The 16,702-nt window shown below is 50.2% G+C and carries 15 protein-coding genes; all 15 read left to right on the top strand.

The genetic code is table 11. The features are described from left to right. Position 1 precedes the first annotated feature (1 nt). Positions 2-433, top strand: a complete 432-nt coding sequence (locus C0K55_RS21715; RefSeq protein WP_000209798.1) for a carboxymuconolactone decarboxylase family protein — start codon at positions 2-4, stop codon at positions 431-433. 208 nt (positions 434-641) lie between these two features. After that, the gene (gene nrdH / locus C0K55_RS21705; protein ID WP_001223225.1) at positions 642-887 is read left to right on the top strand and encodes a glutaredoxin-like protein NrdH; all 246 of its coding nucleotides are present in this window, start codon (positions 642-644) and stop codon (positions 885-887) included. Next, positions 884-1,294 (top strand): class Ib ribonucleoside-diphosphate reductase assembly flavoprotein NrdI, encoded by a 411-nt coding sequence (nrdI, locus tag C0K55_RS21700; RefSeq protein ID WP_105266858.1) that lies wholly within the window; start codon positions 884-886, stop codon positions 1,292-1,294. Before nrdH ends, nrdI begins: the two co-directional genes overlap by 4 nt. After that, entirely contained in the window at positions 1,267-3,411 is a 2,145-nt protein-coding gene (nrdE, locus tag C0K55_RS21695; RefSeq protein WP_000246498.1) for a class 1b ribonucleoside-diphosphate reductase subunit alpha, read from the top strand. The genes nrdI and nrdE overlap by 28 nt, the downstream gene beginning before the upstream one ends. A gap of 9 nt (positions 3,412-3,420) precedes the next feature. Further along, positions 3,421-4,380: a class 1b ribonucleoside-diphosphate reductase subunit beta gene (gene nrdF, locus C0K55_RS21690; RefSeq protein ID WP_016249105.1), complete on the top strand. Its 960-nt coding sequence runs from the start codon at positions 3,421-3,423 to the stop codon at positions 4,378-4,380. Positions 4,381-4,736: 356 nt separating this feature from the next. After that, positions 4,737-5,939: a glycine betaine/L-proline ABC transporter ATP-binding protein ProV gene (proV, locus tag C0K55_RS21680; RefSeq protein WP_105266859.1), complete on the top strand. Its 1,203-nt coding sequence runs from the start codon at positions 4,737-4,739 to the stop codon at positions 5,937-5,939. Next, positions 5,932-6,996 carry a glycine betaine/L-proline ABC transporter permease ProW gene (proW, locus tag C0K55_RS21675; protein ID WP_105266860.1) on the top strand — a complete coding sequence of 355 codons (1,065 nt, stop codon included), beginning with the start codon at positions 5,932-5,934 and terminating at the stop codon, positions 6,994-6,996. Before proV ends, proW begins: the two co-directional genes overlap by 8 nt. A 57-nt stretch (positions 6,997-7,053) precedes the next feature. Beyond that, on the top strand, positions 7,054-8,046 hold the full coding sequence (proX, locus tag C0K55_RS21670) for a glycine betaine/L-proline ABC transporter substrate-binding protein ProX (protein ID WP_001516924.1): 993 nt from the start codon (positions 7,054-7,056) through the stop codon (positions 8,044-8,046). Between the two features lie 489 nt (positions 8,047-8,535). Then, positions 8,536-9,720 carry an MFS transporter gene (locus tag C0K55_RS21665; RefSeq protein ID WP_001516925.1) on the top strand — a complete coding sequence of 395 codons (1,185 nt, stop codon included), beginning with the start codon at positions 8,536-8,538 and terminating at the stop codon, positions 9,718-9,720. A gap of 123 nt (positions 9,721-9,843) precedes the next feature. Next, on the top strand, positions 9,844-10,581 hold the full coding sequence (ygaZ, locus tag C0K55_RS21660; RefSeq protein ID WP_000254577.1) for an L-valine exporter subunit YgaZ: 738 nt from the start codon (positions 9,844-9,846) through the stop codon (positions 10,579-10,581). Then, on the top strand, positions 10,571-10,906 hold the full coding sequence (gene ygaH / locus C0K55_RS21655) for an L-valine transporter subunit YgaH (RefSeq protein ID WP_105266862.1): 336 nt from the start codon (positions 10,571-10,573) through the stop codon (positions 10,904-10,906). The genes ygaZ and ygaH overlap by 11 nt, the downstream gene beginning before the upstream one ends. Positions 10,907-10,996: 90 nt before the next feature. Further along, the gene (gene emrR, locus C0K55_RS21650; RefSeq protein WP_000378441.1) at positions 10,997-11,527 is read left to right on the top strand and encodes a multidrug efflux transporter EmrAB transcriptional repressor EmrR; all 531 of its coding nucleotides are present in this window, start codon (positions 10,997-10,999) and stop codon (positions 11,525-11,527) included. A gap of 126 nt (positions 11,528-11,653) precedes the next feature. Then, positions 11,654-12,826, top strand: a complete 1,173-nt coding sequence (gene emrA, locus C0K55_RS21640; protein WP_001516927.1) for a multidrug efflux MFS transporter periplasmic adaptor subunit EmrA — start codon at positions 11,654-11,656, stop codon at positions 12,824-12,826. A gap of 16 nt (positions 12,827-12,842) precedes the next feature. Further along, the gene (emrB, locus tag C0K55_RS21635) at positions 12,843-14,381 is read left to right on the top strand and encodes a multidrug efflux MFS transporter permease subunit EmrB (protein ID WP_001516928.1); all 1,539 of its coding nucleotides are present in this window, start codon (positions 12,843-12,845) and stop codon (positions 14,379-14,381) included. 622 nt (positions 14,382-15,003) lie between these two features. After that, the coding region (locus C0K55_RS21630; RefSeq protein WP_123059635.1) for an autotransporter outer membrane beta-barrel domain-containing protein at positions 15,004-16,702 on the top strand (1,699 nt) is incomplete at its 3' end.

Genomic DNA, 16,702 nt, shown 5'->3' with positions numbered 1-16,702 from the left:
TATGACTACATTACGTCAACCCTACTACGAACTTAGCCCGGCAGTGTATAACGCACTGGTGCAGGCCAAAACGGCGCTGGAAAATAGTACGCTGGATACCACTCTGATGGAGTTAGTTTATTTACGCGTCTCACAAATCAACGGCTGCGCATTTTGTCTGGAGATGCACAGTAAAGCATTACGCAAATCCGGTGTGCCGCAGAACAAACTGGACGCCCTGGCAGGCTGGCGCGTAAGCCATCATTTTGACGATCGCGAGCGGGCGGCGCTGGCATGGGCGGAATCGGTGACCGATATTGCCCGAACCCATGCAGAAGATGACGTTTATCAGCCTCTGCTTAAGTACTTCAGCGCAGCAGAGATCAGCGACTTAACGTTTGCCATCGGGCTGATGAATTGCTTTAACCGCCTGGCGGTTTCCATGCGGATGTAATTTGCTGTTGCCGGGTGCTCGCCCGGCAACAAAACACAAAATCCCCTACCCCGTTGAGCCACTCAACGGCGGTATCAATAATCTAAAATTCCCATATCTTGTATGGTTGAATCTTTTTTCAACTACATCTAGTATCTCTGTATCAACAGAGAGACAACCCGACGCGTATCATCGCGCCGTATCTTCATTTTAAACGGAAATACGAATCATGCGCATTACTATTTACACTCGTAACGATTGCGTTCAATGCCACGCCACCAAACGAGCAATGGAAAACCGTGGCTTTGACTTTGAGATGATTAATGTCGATCGCGATCCTGAAGCGGCAGAGGCGTTACGTGCCCAGGGCTTTCGCCAGTTGCCGGTAGTGATTGCAGGTGATCTTAGCTGGTCTGGCTTTCGTCCGGACATGATCAACCGCCTGCATCCAGCGCCACACGCAGCCAGCGCATGAGTCAGCTCGTCTACTTCTCCAGTAGCTCCGAAAACACACATCGCTTTATCAAACGTTTAGGGCTGCCCGCCGTGCGCATTCCGCTCAATGAGCGGGAACGGATTCAGGTAGACGAGCCTTACATCCTGATCGTGCCCTCTTACGGCGGTGGCGGTACGGCTGGCGCTGTGCCACGGCAGGTGATTCGCTTTTTAAACGACAAACATAACCGGGCGTTGCTTCGCGGCGTTATTGCTTCGGGTAATCGCAATTTTGGTGAGGCGTATGGCCGCGCCGGAGATGTGATTGCCCGGAAATGCGACGTGCCGTGGCTATACCGCTTTGAACTCATGGGTACGCAAAGCGATATCGAAAACGTTCGTAAAGGAGTAACCGAATTTTGGCAACGACAACCGCAGACCGCCTGACGCAGGAAACGATGGATTACCACGCCCTGAATGCGATGCTTAACCTTTACGATAGCGCGGGTCGCATTCAGTTCGATAAAGATCGCCAGGCAGTAGACGCTTTTATGGCGACACATGTACGCCCGAACAGTGTGACTTTTAGCAGCCAGCAGCAGCGCCTGAACTGGCTGGTCAACGAAGGTTACTATGATGAAAGCGTCCTCAACCGCTACTCTCGCAACTTTGTCATTACGCTGTTTGCCCATGCACACGCCAGTGGTTTTCGTTTCCAGACGTTCCTCGGTGCATGGAAGTTTTACACCAGCTATACGCTGAAGACTTTCGACGGTAAACGTTATCTGGAAGATTTTGCCGATCGGGTCACGATGGTGGCGCTAACGCTGGCGCAAGGTGATGAGACGCTGGCGACGCAGCTAACCGATGAGATGCTATCAGGACGCTTTCAGCCCGCCACGCCAACATTCCTCAACTGTGGTAAACAGCAGCGAGGCGAACTGGTTTCCTGTTTTCTGCTACGTATTGAAGACAATATGGAGTCGATTGGTCGGGCGGTTAATTCCGCACTACAACTGTCGAAACGCGGCGGCGGCGTGGCGTTTTTGCTGTCGAATCTGCGGGAAGCGGGTGCACCGATTAAACGTATTGAAAATCAATCTTCTGGCGTGATTCCGGTGATGAAAATGCTGGAAGACGCATTTTCCTATGCCAACCAGCTCGGCGCTCGTCAGGGGGCTGGGGCTGTATATCTGCACGCACACCATCCCGATATTCTGCGTTTTCTCGACACAAAACGGGAAAATGCCGATGAAAAAATCCGCATTAAAACGTTGTCGCTGGGGGTAGTGATCCCGGATGTCACCTTCCATCTGGCGAAAGAGAATGCGCAGATGGCGCTGTTTTCGCCCTATGACGTTGAGCGAGTTTACGGCAAGCCGTTTGCTGATATCGCCATCAGCGAACACTATGACGAACTGGTTGCCGATGAACGCATCCGCAAAAAATACATCAACGCCCGTGATTTCTTCCAGCGGCTGGCGGAGATCCAGTTTGAGTCCGGCTATCCCTACATCATGTATGAAGATACGGTTAACCGTGCTAACCCTATTGCCGGGCGCATAAATATGAGTAATCTCTGCTCAGAAATTTTGCAGGTTAACAGCGCCTCAGCGTATGACGAGAATCTCGACTATGCTCGCACAGGCCATGATATTTCCTGCAATTTAGGCTCGTTGAATATTGCTCACACTATGGATTCGCCAGACTTTGCCCGCACGGTAGAGACAGCCGTGCGCGGTCTGACGGCGGTGTCAGATATGAGTCATATCCGCAGCGTGCCGTCCATCGAAGCCGGAAATGCCGCCTCGCACGCCATCGGCCTGGGGCAGATGAATCTGCACGGCTATCTGGCGCGTGAGGGTATCGTTTACGGTTCGCCGGAAGCACTGGATTTTACCAATCTCTATTTCTACACCATCACCTGGCACGCCCTGCGCACTTCGATGTTGCTGGCGCGCGAACGTGGTGAAACCTTCGCCGGATTCAAACAGTCACGCTATGCCAGCGGTGAATATTTTAGCCAATATCTGCAAGGTAACTGGCAGCCGAAAACGGCGAAAGTTGGCGAACTGTTTGCCCGTAGCGGTATTACGTTACCTACCCGTGAGATGTGGGCGCAACTGCGCGACGACGTGATGCACTACGGCATTTACAACCAGAATCTTCAGGCGGTGCCGCCAACCGGTTCTATCTCTTATATCAACCATGCTACGTCGAGTATTCATCCGATTGTGGCGAAAGTAGAGATACGCAAAGAGGGCAAAACAGGACGCGTTTACTACCCTGCCCCGTTTATGACTAACGAAAATCTGGCGCTATATCAGGACGCTTACGAAATCGGCGCGGAAAAGATTATCGACACCTACGCCGAAGCGACTCGCCATGTCGATCAGGGGCTGTCGCTGACGCTGTTTTTCCCCGATACCGCCACCACTCGCGATATCAATAAAGCGCAGATTTACGCCTGGCGCAAAGGTATCAAAACGCTCTATTACATCCGCCTGCGTCAGATGGCGCTGGAAGGCACTGAAATTGAAGGCTGCGTCTCCTGCGCACTTTAAGGAATATCTATGAAACTCTCACATATCAGCGCCATCAACTGGAACAAGATTACTGACGATAAAGATCTGGAAGTATGGAATCGCCTGACCAGCAATTTCTGGCTACCGGAAAAAGTGCCACTGTCGAACGATATTCCCGCGTGGCAAACGTTAAGTACCATCGAACAACAACTGACGATGCGCGTATTTACTGGCCTGACGCTGCTCGACACGTTGCAAAACGTTATCGGCGCGCCTTCGTTGATACCCGATGCACTCACGCCCCATGAAGAAGCAGTGTTGTCGAATATCAGCTTTATGGAAGCCGTTCATGCCCGCTCTTACAGCTCTATTTTCTCGACGCTGTGCCAGACAAAAGAGGTTGATGCCGCCTATGCCTGGAGTGAAGAAAATGCGCCGTTGCAACGAAAAGCACAGATTATTCAGCAATATTATCGCGGTGATAGCCCGCTGAAAAAGAAAATCGCCAGTGTCTTTCTTGAATCATTTTTGTTCTATTCCGGCTTCTGGCTGCCAATGTATTTTTCCAGTCGCGGAAAGCTGACCAATACCGCCGATCTGATCCGCCTGATTATCCGCGATGAAGCAGTACACGGTTATTACATTGGCTATAAATATCAGAAAAGCCTGGAAAAAATCTCCCAGGCACAACGTGAAGAATTAAAGAGTTTCGCCTTCGATTTATTGCTGGAACTTTACGACAACGAGTTGCAATACACCGATGAGCTGTACGCCGAAACAACATGGGCTGACGATGTGAAAGCGTTTCTCTGTTACAACGCCAATAAAGCCTTAATGAATCTGGGATACGAACCGTTATTTCCAGCAGAAATGGCAGAAGTAAATCCGGCAATCCTTGCCGCGCTTTCACCGAATGCCGACGAAAATCACGATTTCTTTTCCGGCTCTGGTTCCTCTTATGTGATGGGAAAAGCGGTCGAAACAGAAGACGAAGACTGGAATTTTTGACGAGGTTATTTTTCAAAAATATCACCACCCACAGCAGGGAAATAATTCCAGTTAAACAGCTTTTTATCACGCAAATATTTTGTGGTGATCTACACTGACTCTCTGTTGCATTATTCGCCTGAAACCACAATATTCAGGCGTTTTTTCGCTATCTATAACAAAAAATATCAACTTTTCTCGATTTGCTCTCAGCCCTTATATCACGGGAAACTCCGGCAATTTGCTCGCATCAATATTCATGCCACATTTGCCCTCAGGGGTTGCCTCAGATTCTCAGTATGTTAGGGTAGAAAAAAGTGACTATTTCCATTGGGTAATATATCGACATAAACAAATAACAGGAATCTTTCTATTGCATGGCAATTAAATTAGAAATTAAAAATCTTTATAAAATATTTGGTGAGCATCCACAGCGAGCTTTCAAATATATCGAACAAGGACTTTCAAAAGAACAAATTCTGGAAAAAACTGGGCTATCGCTTGGCGTAAAAGACGCCAGTCTGGCCATTGAAGAAGGCGAGATATTTGTCATCATGGGATTATCCGGTTCGGGTAAATCCACAATGGTACGCCTTCTCAATCGCCTGATTGAACCCACCCGCGGACAAGTACTGATTGACGGTGTAGATATTGCCAAAATATCCGACGCCGAACTCCGTGAGGTGCGCAGAAAAAAGATTGCGATGGTCTTTCAGTCCTTTGCCTTAATGCCACATATGACCGTGCTGGACAATACCGCGTTTGGCATGGAACTAGCCGGAATTAACGCCGAAGAGCGTCAGGAAAAAGCCATTGATGCACTACGTCAGGTAGGTCTGGAAAATTATGCCCACAGCTACCCGGACGAACTCTCTGGTGGGATGCGTCAACGTGTTGGATTAGCCCGTGCATTAGCCATTAATCCGGATATTTTATTAATGGATGAAGCCTTCTCGGCGCTCGATCCATTAATTCGCACCGAGATGCAGGATGAATTGGTAAAATTACAGGCGAAACATCAGCGCACCATTGTCTTTATTTCTCACGATCTCGATGAAGCTATGCGTATTGGCGACCGAATTGCCATTATGCAAAATGGCGAAGTGGTACAGGTCGGCACACCGGATGAAATTCTCAATAATCCGGCGAATGATTATGTCCGCACCTTCTTCCGCGGCGTTGATATTAGTCAGGTATTCAGCGCGAAAGATATTGCCCGCCGCAGCCCGAATGGTTTAATTCGTAAAACCCCCGGCTTCGGTCCGCGTTCGGCACTGAAATTATTACAGGATGAAGATCGCGAATATGGCTACGTCATCGAACGCGGTAATAAATTTGTCGGCGCAGTCTCTATCGATTCGTTAAAAGCAGCATTAACGCAGCAGCAAGGTCTTGATGCGGCGCTGATTGATGCGCCGTTAGCGGTCGATGCGCAAACGCCTCTTAGCGAGTTGCTCTCTCATGTCGGACAGGCACCCTGTGCGGTGCCCGTGGTCGACGAGGACCAACAGTATGTCGGCATCATTTCGAAAGGAATGCTGCTGCGCGCTTTAGATCGTGAGGGGGTAAATAATGGCTGATCAAAATAATCCGTGGGATACCACGCCAGCGGCAGACAGCGCCGCACAATCCGCAGATGCCTGGGGTACACCGGCTGCGGCACCGACTGACGGCGGCGGCGCTGACTGGCTGACCAGTACGCCTGCACCAAATGTCGAGCATTTTAATATTCTCGATCCGTTTCATAAGACGCTGATCCCACTCGACAGTTGGGTAACTGAAGGGATCGACTGGGTCGTTACCCATTTCCGCCCCCTCTTCCAGGGCGTGCGTGTTCCGGTGGATTATATCCTCAACGGTTTCCAGCAACTGCTGCTGGGGATGCCCGCGCCTGTGGCAATTATCGTTTTCGCCCTGATAGCCTGGCAGATTTCCGGTGTCGGAATGGGCGTGGCGACGCTGGTTTCACTGATTGCTATCGGCGCGATCGGCGCATGGTCGCAGGCAATGGTGACTTTGGCGCTGGTGTTAACCGCCCTGCTATTCTGTATTGTCATCGGTTTGCCGCTGGGGATCTGGCTGGCAAGAAGCCCACGGGCAGCAAAAATCATCCGTCCACTGCTTGATGCCATGCAGACGACGCCAGCGTTTGTCTATCTGGTGCCAATCGTCATGCTGTTTGGTATCGGCAACGTGCCGGGCGTGGTGGTGACCATCATCTTTGCTCTGCCGCCTATTATCCGTCTGACCATTTTGGGGATTAACCAGGTTCCGGCGGATCTGATTGAAGCCTCGCGCTCATTCGGTGCCAGCCCGCGCCAGATGCTGTTCAAAGTTCAGTTACCGCTGGCGATGCCGACCATTATGGCGGGCGTCAACCAGACGCTGATGCTGGCCCTTTCTATGGTGGTCATCGCCTCGATGATTGCCGTCGGCGGGCTGGGTCAAATGGTACTGCGCGGTATCGGGCGTCTGGATATGGGGCTTGCCACCGTTGGCGGCGTCGGGATTGTCATCCTCGCCATTATCCTCGATCGCCTGACACAGGCCGTGGGGCGCGACTCACGTAGTCGCGGCAACCGTCGCTGGTACACCACTGGCCCTGTCGGTCTGCTGCCCCGTCCGTTCATTAAATAACTCTGCACCTGCCCGGTGACGCCGGGCATTGCCACCCTGCCAAAAAAAGGAATAACAATGCGACATAGCGTACTTTTTGCGACAGCGTTTGCCACGCTTATCTCTACACAAACTTTTGCTGCCGATCTGCCGGGCAAAGGTATTACCGTTAATCCGGTTCAGAGCACCATTACCGAAGAAACCTTCCAGACGTTGCTGGTCAGCCGTGCGCTGGAAAAATTAGGTTATACCGTCAACAAACCCAGCGAAGTGGATTACAACGTTGGTTATACGTCACTGGCTTCCGGCGATGCGACCTTTACCGCTGTGAACTGGACGCCGCTGCATGACAACATGTATGAGGCTGCCGGTGGCGATAAGAAGTTTTATCGCGAAGGGACATTTGTTAACGGCGCTGCGCAGGGATACCTGATCGATAAGAAAACGGCCGACCAGTACAAAATTACCAACATCGCGCAGCTAAAAGATCCGAAGATTGCCAAACTGTTTGATACCAACGGCGATGGCAAAGCGGATTTAACTGGCTGTAACCCCGGCTGGGGCTGCGAAGGCGCTATCAACCACCAGCTTGCCGCTTATGATCTGACGAATACCGTAACCCATAATCAGGGGAACTACGCGGCGATGATGGCCGACACCATCAGCCGTTACAAAGAGGGCAAGCCGGTGTTTTACTACACCTGGACACCGTACTGGGTGAGTAACGAACTGAAGCCGGGGAAAGATGTAGTATGGTTGCAGGTGCCGTTCTCCGCACTGCCGGGTGATAAAAACGCCGATACCAAACTGCCGAATGGCGCAAATTACGGCTTCCCTGTTAGCACCATGCATATCGTTGCCAACAAAGCCTGGGCCGAGAAAAACCCGGCGGCAGCGAAACTGTTCGCCATTATGCAGTTGCCGGTTGCGGACATTAACGCCCAGAACGCCATTATGCATGACGGCAAAGCCTCAGAAGGCGATATTCAGGGCCACGTTGATGGCTGGATCAAAGCCCACCAGCAGCAGTTTGATGGCTGGGTGAATGAGGCGCTGGCAGCGCAGAAGTAGTTTTTATTCGGGCGGATAGGGTGTTTACGCCGTATCCGCCATTCTGTGCACAATGCCTGATGCGACGCTGGCGCGTCTTATCAGGCCTACAAACCACACTCATTTCGTAGGGCGGAAAGGCGTTTTCGCCGCATCCGCCTTCTGTACACAATGCCTGATGCGACGCTGGCGCGTCTTATCATGCCTACAAACCACACTCATTTCGTAGGGCGGATAAGGCGTTTTCGCCGCATCCGCCGTTCTGTGCTCAATGCCTGATGCGACGCTGACGCGTCTTATCAGGCCTACAAACCACGCTCATTTCGTAGGGCGGATAAGGCGTTTTCGCCGCATCCGCCGTTCTGTGCTCAATGCCTGATGCGACGCTGACGCGTCTTATCATGCCTACAAACCACACAGCACATTTCAACAATCTATCTTTCATCCCATATTCATCAACATCCGCTATTATTGATTTCCAGACTAATCATCACCTGATAAACAACAATAATGACTAAAACCAATCATGAGCTTAGCCCGGCGCTGATCGTGCTGATGTCGATCGCCACCGGTCTGGCAGTCGCCAGCAACTATTACGCCCAGCCATTGCTCGATACCATCGCGCGTAACTTTTCTCTTTCCGCCAGTTCGGCGGGCTTTATTGTCACCGCCGCACAATTAGGCTATGCCGCTGGCCTGCTGTTTCTTGTCCCATTGGGCGATATGTTTGAACGCCGACGCCTGATTGTTTCCATGACCTTACTGGCTGCAGGCGGTATGTTGATCACCGCCAGCAGTCAATCACTCGCCATGATGATCCTTGGAACGGCATTAACCGGTTTATTCTCGGTCGTGGCGCAAATTCTGGTTCCACTGGCAGCAACACTGGCTTCACCAGACAAACGCGGCAAGGTGGTTGGCACCATTATGAGCGGTTTGCTACTGGGGATTTTGCTGGCACGTACCGTTGCAGGATTGCTGGCAAACCTCGGCGGCTGGCGCACCGTCTTCTGGGTCGCATCGGTGTTAATGGCACTGATGGCGCTGGCGTTATGGCGCGGCCTGCCACAAATGAAATCAGAAAACCACCTCAACTACCCACAGTTGTTAGGTTCCGTTTTCAGCATGTTTATCAGCGATAAGATCCTGCGTACCCGCGCGTTACTGGGCTGCCTGACCTTTGCCAACTTCAGCATTCTATGGACATCGATGGCTTTTTTGCTCGCCGCGCCGCCTTTTAATTACAGCGATGGCGTGATTGGTCTGTTTGGCCTTGCGGGAGCTGCCGGGGCGTTGGGCGCTCGCCCGGCGGGCGGTTTTGCCGATAAAGGAAAATCGCACCTCACAACAACGTTTGGTCTGCTGTTGTTGTTACTTTCATGGCTGGCAATCTGGTTTGGTCAAACTTCCGTACTGGCGCTGATTATCGGCATCCTGGTGCTGGATCTCACCGTCCAGGGCGTGCATATCACCAATCAAACCGTGATTTACCGTATTCACCCTGATGCGCGTAATCGCCTGACCGCAGGCTACATGACCAGTTACTTTATTGGCGGTGCTGCCGGTTCACTGATTTCTGCATCCGCCTGGCAACATGCGGGTTGGGCTGGCGTTTGTCTGGCTGGCGCGGTGATCGCCCTGGTTAACCTGGTGGTCTGGTGGCGAGGTTTTCATCGTCAGGAAGCCGCAAATTAAGCAATCAGCAACCGTTTTCGTGGCTTTACACTTATAAGGGTGTTAAGAAGCCCATCAGTCTGATAAGGTTAAGATATTCATTCAGTCTGTTTATAATATTAACAATCGTTAAGCGTACACTCTATGGTAAGCCCTACTCCTCTGCCAGCTTCTGGTCCGGCGACCTTCATGGAAGGATGCAAAGACAGTTTACCGATTGTTATTAGTTATATTCCGGTGGCTTTTGCGTTCGGTCTGAATGCAACCCGCCAGGGCTTCACTCCCCTCGAAAGTGTTTTTTTCTCCTGCATCATTTATGCAGGTGCGAGCCAGTTTGTCATTACCGCGATGCTGGCAGCCGGGAGTAGTTTGTGGATTGCTGCATTGACCGTGATGGCAATGGATGTTCGCCATGTTTTGTATGGCCCGTCACTGCGTAGCCGTATTGTTCAGCGTCTGCAAAAATCGAAAACCGCCCTGTGGGCGTTTGGCCTGACGGACGAGGTTTTTGCCGCTGCAACGGCAAAACTGGTACGTAATAATCGCCGCTGGAGCGAAAACTGGATGATCGGCATTGCCTTCAGTTCATGGTCATCGTGGGTATTTGGTACGGTAATAGGGGCATTTTCGGGCGGCGGTTTGCTGCAAGGTTATCCCGCCGTTGAAGCAGCATTAGGCTTTATGCTGCCGGCTCTCTTTATGAGTTTCCTGCTCGCCTCTTTCCAGCGCAAACAATCTCTTTGCGTTACCGCAGCGTTAGTTGGTGCCCTTGCAGGCGTAACGCTATTTTCTATTCCCGTCGCCATTCTGGCAGGCATTGTCTTTGGCTGCCTCACTGCGTTAATCCAGGCATTCTGGCAAGGAGCCGCTGATGAGCTATGAGGTTTTACTGCTTGGATTACTGGTTGGCGCGGCGAATTACTGCTTCCGCTATTTACCACTGCGCCTGCGGGTGGGTAATACCCGCCCAACCAAGCGTGGCGCGGTGGGTATTTTGCTCGACACCATTGGCATCGCCTCAATTTGCGCTCTGCTGGTTGTCTCTACCGCACCAGAAATGATGCACGACTCACGCCGCTTCGTGCCCACACTGGTTGGTTTTGCAGTATTGGGTGGCAGTTTCTATAAAACACGCAGCATTATCGTCCCCACTCTGATAAGTGCGCTGGCCTACGGGCTGGCCTGGAAAGTGATGGCGATTATATAACCCACAAGAATCATTTTCCTAAAACAATACATTTACTTTATTTGTCACTGTCGTTACTATATCGGCTGAAATTAATGAGGTCATACCCAAATGGATAGTTCGTTTACGCCCATTGAACAAATGCTAAAATTTCGCGCCAGCCGCCACGAAGATTTTCCTTATCAGGAGATCCTTCTGACCCGTCTTTGCATGCATATGCAGAGCAAGTTGCTGGAAAACCGCAATAAAATGCTGAAGGCTCAGGGGATTAACGAGACGTTGTTTATGGCGTTGATTACGCTGGAGTCTCAGGAAAACCACAGCATTCAGCCTTCTGAATTAAGTTGTGCTCTTGGATCATCCCGTACCAATGCGACGCGTATTGCCGATGAACTGGAAAAACGCGGCTGGATCGAACGTCGTGAAAGCGATAACGATCGCCGCTGCCTGCATCTGCAATTAACGGAAAAAGGTCACGAGTTTTTGCGCGAGGTTTTACCGCCGCAGCATAACTGCCTGCATCAACTCTGGTCCGCGCTCAGCACAACAGAAAAAGATCAGCTTGAGCAAATCACCCGCAAATTGCTCTCCCGTCTCGATCAGATGGAACAAGACGGTGCGGTTCTCGAAGCGATGAGCTAACGCGTCATCTCGCTCAAAAATCCAGATTTATAAAAGAAAAACTGACCGGCCAGCATCGCAACGTGCTGGCCTTTTTGGCAAGCAGGTCGGCTCAGCCGATGAGTTAAGAAGATCGTGGAGAATACTATGAGCGCAAATGCGGAGACACAAAGCCCGCAGCAACCGGTAAAGAAGAGCGGCAAACGTAAGCGTCTGCTCCTCCTTCTCACCTTGCTCTTTATTATTATTGCCGTAGCGATAGGGATTTATTGGTTTTTGGTACTGCGTCATTTCGAAGAAACTGATGACGCATACGTGGCAGGGAATCAGATTCAAATTATGTCTCAGGTGTCAGGCAGCGTGACGAAAGTCTGGGCCGATAACACCGATTTTGTAAAAGAAGGCGATGTGCTGGTCACTCTCGACCCGACTGATGCTCGCCAGGCGTTTGAAAAAGCCAAAACAGCACTGGCTTCCAGCGTACGCCAGACCCACCAACTGATGATTAACAGCAAGCAGTTGCAGGCAAATATTGAGGTGCAGAAAATCGCCCTCGCCAAAGCACAAAGCGACTACAACCGCCGCGTGCCGCTGGGTAATGCCAACCTGATTGGCCGCGAAGAGCTGCAACACGCCCGCGATGCTGTTACCAGCGCCCAGGCGCAACTGGATGTCGCCATTCAACAATACAATGCCAATCAGGCGATGATTCTGGGTACTAAACTGGAAGATCAACCGGCCGTGCAACAAGCTGCCACTGAAGTGCGCAATGCCTGGCTGGCGCTGGAACGTACCCGTATTGTCAGCCCGATGACCGGTTATGTCTCCCGCCGTGCCGTTCAACCGGGTGCGCAAATTAGCCCAACAACGCCGCTGATGGCGGTCGTTCCGGCGACTAATATGTGGGTGGATGCCAACTTTAAAGAGACCCAGATTGCCAATATGCGTATCGGCCAGCCGGTCACCATCACCACTGATATTTACGGTGATGACGTGAAATACACCGGTAAAGTGGTCGGTCTGGATATGGGTACGGGTAGCGCGTTTTCGCTGCTTCCGGCGCAAAACGCTACCGGTAACTGGATCAAAGTGGTTCAGCGTCTGCCTGTTCGCATCGAGTTGGATCAAAAGCAACTTGAGCAATATCCGCTACGGATCGGTTTATCCACACTGGTGAGCGTCAATACCACTAACCGTGACGGCCAGGTACTGGCTAACAAAGTACGTTCCACGCCGGTAGCAGTAAGTACCGCTCGTGAAATCAGCCTGGAACCCGTCAATAAACTGATCGACGATATCGTAAAAGCTAACGCTGGCTAATCCAGAGGTGCGTGTGATGCAACAGCAAAAACCGCTGGAAGGTGCGCAACTGGTCATTATGACGATTGCGCTATCGCTGGCGACATTCATGCAGGTGCTGGACTCCACCATTGCTAACGTGGCGATCCCTACTATCGCCGGAAACCTTGGCTCATCGCTCAGCCAGGGAACGTGGGTGATCACCTCCTTCGGGGTGGCGAACGCCATCTCGATCCCGCTTACCGGCTGGCTGGCGAAGCGCGTCGGGGAAGTGAAGCTGTTCCTCTGGTCGACCATCGCCTTCGCCATTGCTTCGTGGGCGTGTGGTGTTTCCAGTAGTCTGAATATGCTGATCTTCTTCCGCGTCATTCAGGGGATTGTCGCCGGGCCATTGATCCCGCTTTCACAAAGTCTATTACTGAATAACTACCCGCCAGCCAAACGTTCCATCGCACTGGCCTTGTGGTCAATGACGGTGATTGTCGCGCCTATTTGCGGCCCGATCCTCGGCGGTTATATCAGCGACAATTATCACTGGGGTTGGATCTTCTTTATCAACGTGCCAATTGGCGTGGCAGTGGTGTTGATGACGCTACAGACCTTGCGCGGACGCGAAACCCGCACCGAGCGGCGACGGATTGATGCCGTGGGGCTGGCGCTGTTAGTGATTGGTATCGGTAGCCTGCAGATTATGCTCGACCGGGGTAAAGAACTGGACTGGTTCTCATCACAGGAAATTATCATTCTCACCGTGGTGGCGGTAGTGGCTATCAGCTTCCTGATTGTCTGGGAGCTGACAGATGACAACCCAATAGTTGATCTGTCGCTGTTTAAGTCACGCAATTTTACCATTGGCTGCTTGTGTATCAGCCTCGCTTATATGCTCTACTTCGGCGCGATTGTTTTGCTGCCGCAATTGTTGCAGGAAGTCTACGGCTACACAGCAACCTGGGCAGGGTTGGCGTCTGCGCCGGTAGGGATTATCCCGGTGATCCTGTCGCCAATTATCGGTCGTTTTGCGCATAAACTGGATATGCGTCGGCTGGTAACCTTCAGCTTTATTATGTATGCCGTCTGTTTCTACTGGCGTGCTTATACCTTTGAACCCGGTATGGATTTTGGCGCGTCGGCCTGGCCACAGTTTATCCAGGGCTTCGCGGTGGCCTGCTTCTTTATGCCGCTGACCACCATTACGCTTTCTGGTTTGCCACCTGAACGACTGGCGGCGGCGTCGAGTCTCTCCAACTTTACGCGAACGCTGGCGGGGTCTATTGGCACGTCGATAACCACTACCATGTGGACCAACCGCGAGTCGCTGCATCATGCGCAGTTGACCGAGTCGGTGAATCCGTATAACCCGAACGCCCAGGCGATGTACCATCAACTGGAGGGTCTGGGAATGACGCAACAGCAAGCTTCCGGCTGGATTGCTCAGCAGATCACCAATCAGGGGTTGATTATTTCCGCTAATGAGATCTTCTGGATGTCGGCCGGGATATTCCTCGTCCTGCTGGGACTGGTGTGGTTTGCCAGGCCGCCATTTGGCGCAGGTGGCGGCGGAGGCGGTGCGCATTAATGTTGTCAAAGGGAGCTGCGGCTCCCTTTTTATTTGCCTATTCTGCAAACGGTTGTTTTATCAATGCCAAATGATGCCATTATTCAGGGTTGCTTAATAAGCAGTTCATCAATCAAAAAAAACAGACAATATATTTATATTTTTCCTAATAACGGCATATTTTATCTCATATTTTTATGCATTTTATCGATGTGCGGAAAGCATATTTATATTATTTTTTTGACAATAATCCTGGTATTTACCAACTCTAAGTAAATGTGCAAACAATAAACACAAAATTAATTTGCCATCATTATTAAATTAAAGAAAAACATCGACAGAATATATCTTGATGATTTTTCTAACTTTTCTTTTTGTCACTTTTTACCACTTAATGTATTTAAAGATTTTTCCTATGGAAAATTATGCAACTTATTTTTTAGCACAACACCTAAACCATCAAAACAAATTAATATTAAATTAATTACAAATTAAACTGGTTTATAAACATTGGTTTCACGCACTACTCTTCATTTGATAGAGCAGTAACCTTTTTCAGTGGTCTTAAAAATTAAGTTTTTACGTCGTTACTGTGGATTTGTTATTTATTTTAAAATAAATCATAAGGATGAGAAGGAACTTTATGAACATCAAAAAGCATCCCTTGTCAACGCTGGCAATAGCTATTTCGACCGTGTTATCAATACCCGTTTCACTGGCATGGGCACCACCAACAAGTATCAACAGCGATGTTACTATCAACAATAATGATGTTGTAACGCTATCCTCATCCGAAAATAATTCATCAACCTGGGATCAATTTCGTTTTCTTAATGTTGGAGAAACAAGTGAAGGTACGTTGAATATAGACGGGCGTGATCTGACCACCTCCAAAATCACAATCGGTAATGCAACTTCAGGGATAATGAAATTAGAAAACAATACTCATCTGACGATTAATAATGCATCGCCTTATGAACACAATATTTATTTAGGTATCAATGGTGGTTCAGGAACCTTAATGGTGCTTAGCGGCAGTACTATCACCGATTTAAATGAATTCAGAATCGGTGAATATGATTACCAGGCACAAGGGCAAGTCATTATTGACGGTGCGGGTTCTTCCGTTTCTGCAACGTATGTGATGGTCGGCGATCAGGGAACAGGTAAACTCGAAATCACGCATGGCGGTCGTCTTACGGCATCAAAGGATGTGCTCATTGGTTTTACTGGAAGTACAGGGGATTTTCACGGGACTGGATACGGTGAAACGCTGGTTGATGGTGAAAATTCTTCATTAACAGTGAATGAATATATCAACCTCGGGGGATTGAACTCATCGCAGAACGAGGCAAAGGGGATACTTACCGTTAGTAATAATGCCACGGTCAGTGCTAATCAATTTATCTGGCTTGGGATAGCAGAAACCAGCACCGGTATTCTAAACATTGGTGGAGCGCAGGGAGAAGCAGAACAGAAAGCGGGGATCATCAAGACGCCGATTATCCATATGGGAAGTAATGCCGGGGATAGTGCTGCACAAATTAATTTTAACCACTCCAGCGAAGATTTTATCCTGGCTGCAGATATAGTTGGCAAAGGCGAAGTTAACCAGGAAGGTTCCGGAGTCACGACGTTGACAGGCGCAAATACCTACTCTGGCCAAACGAATATAAATAAAGGCACTTTGCGCGCCGGTGTCAACGATACCTTCAGCCCAAACTCCGATTATGTTGTCGACAGTGAAGGGAATATCGATTTAGACGGTTTTTCACAAACCTTAAATACACTGGATTTGGCGGGTACAGCAACACTATCTTCCTCAAAAAATGGCGACAAATTCACGCCTGCCACACTCACCATTAATGGCAATTACACTGCTAATAATGGTTTGTTAGTTATGCGTACCGAACTCGGCGATGATAATTCCGCGACTGATAAATTAATTGTAAAAGGCAACACGTCTGGTCATACCCGTGTGAGTGTTAGTAATGCCGGTGGTCAGGGAGCCGATACGCTTGAAGGGATCCGCATTATTGAAATAACTGGCGCATCAGAGGGAACGTTTAGTAAAGAAGGTCGTATTGTTGCCGGTCCCTATGACTACAACGTGGTAAAAAGCGACAATCAGAACTGGTTTTTAACCAGTGAAATTCCCGCAGGACCGTATACCCCACCGGAACTGCCCGTCATCCCGGAACCAGACCCTGAGCCCCCTGTAACACCAGAACCCCCTGTAACACCAGAACCGCCTGTGACACCGGAGCCACCTGTTACGCCATCTGTTCCACAACCAGAACGAAAACATCTGTATCGCCCGGAAATTGGCAGCTATCTGGCCA

Origin of the sequence: Escherichia sp. MOD1-EC6098 (genome assembly GCF_002965865.1) — a bacterium.
Lineage (GTDB): Bacteria > Pseudomonadota > Gammaproteobacteria > Enterobacterales > Enterobacteriaceae > Escherichia > Escherichia marmotae.
The sequence above is the reverse complement of the archived record's forward strand: the minus strand, read 5'-3'. Positions and strand labels throughout refer to the sequence as shown.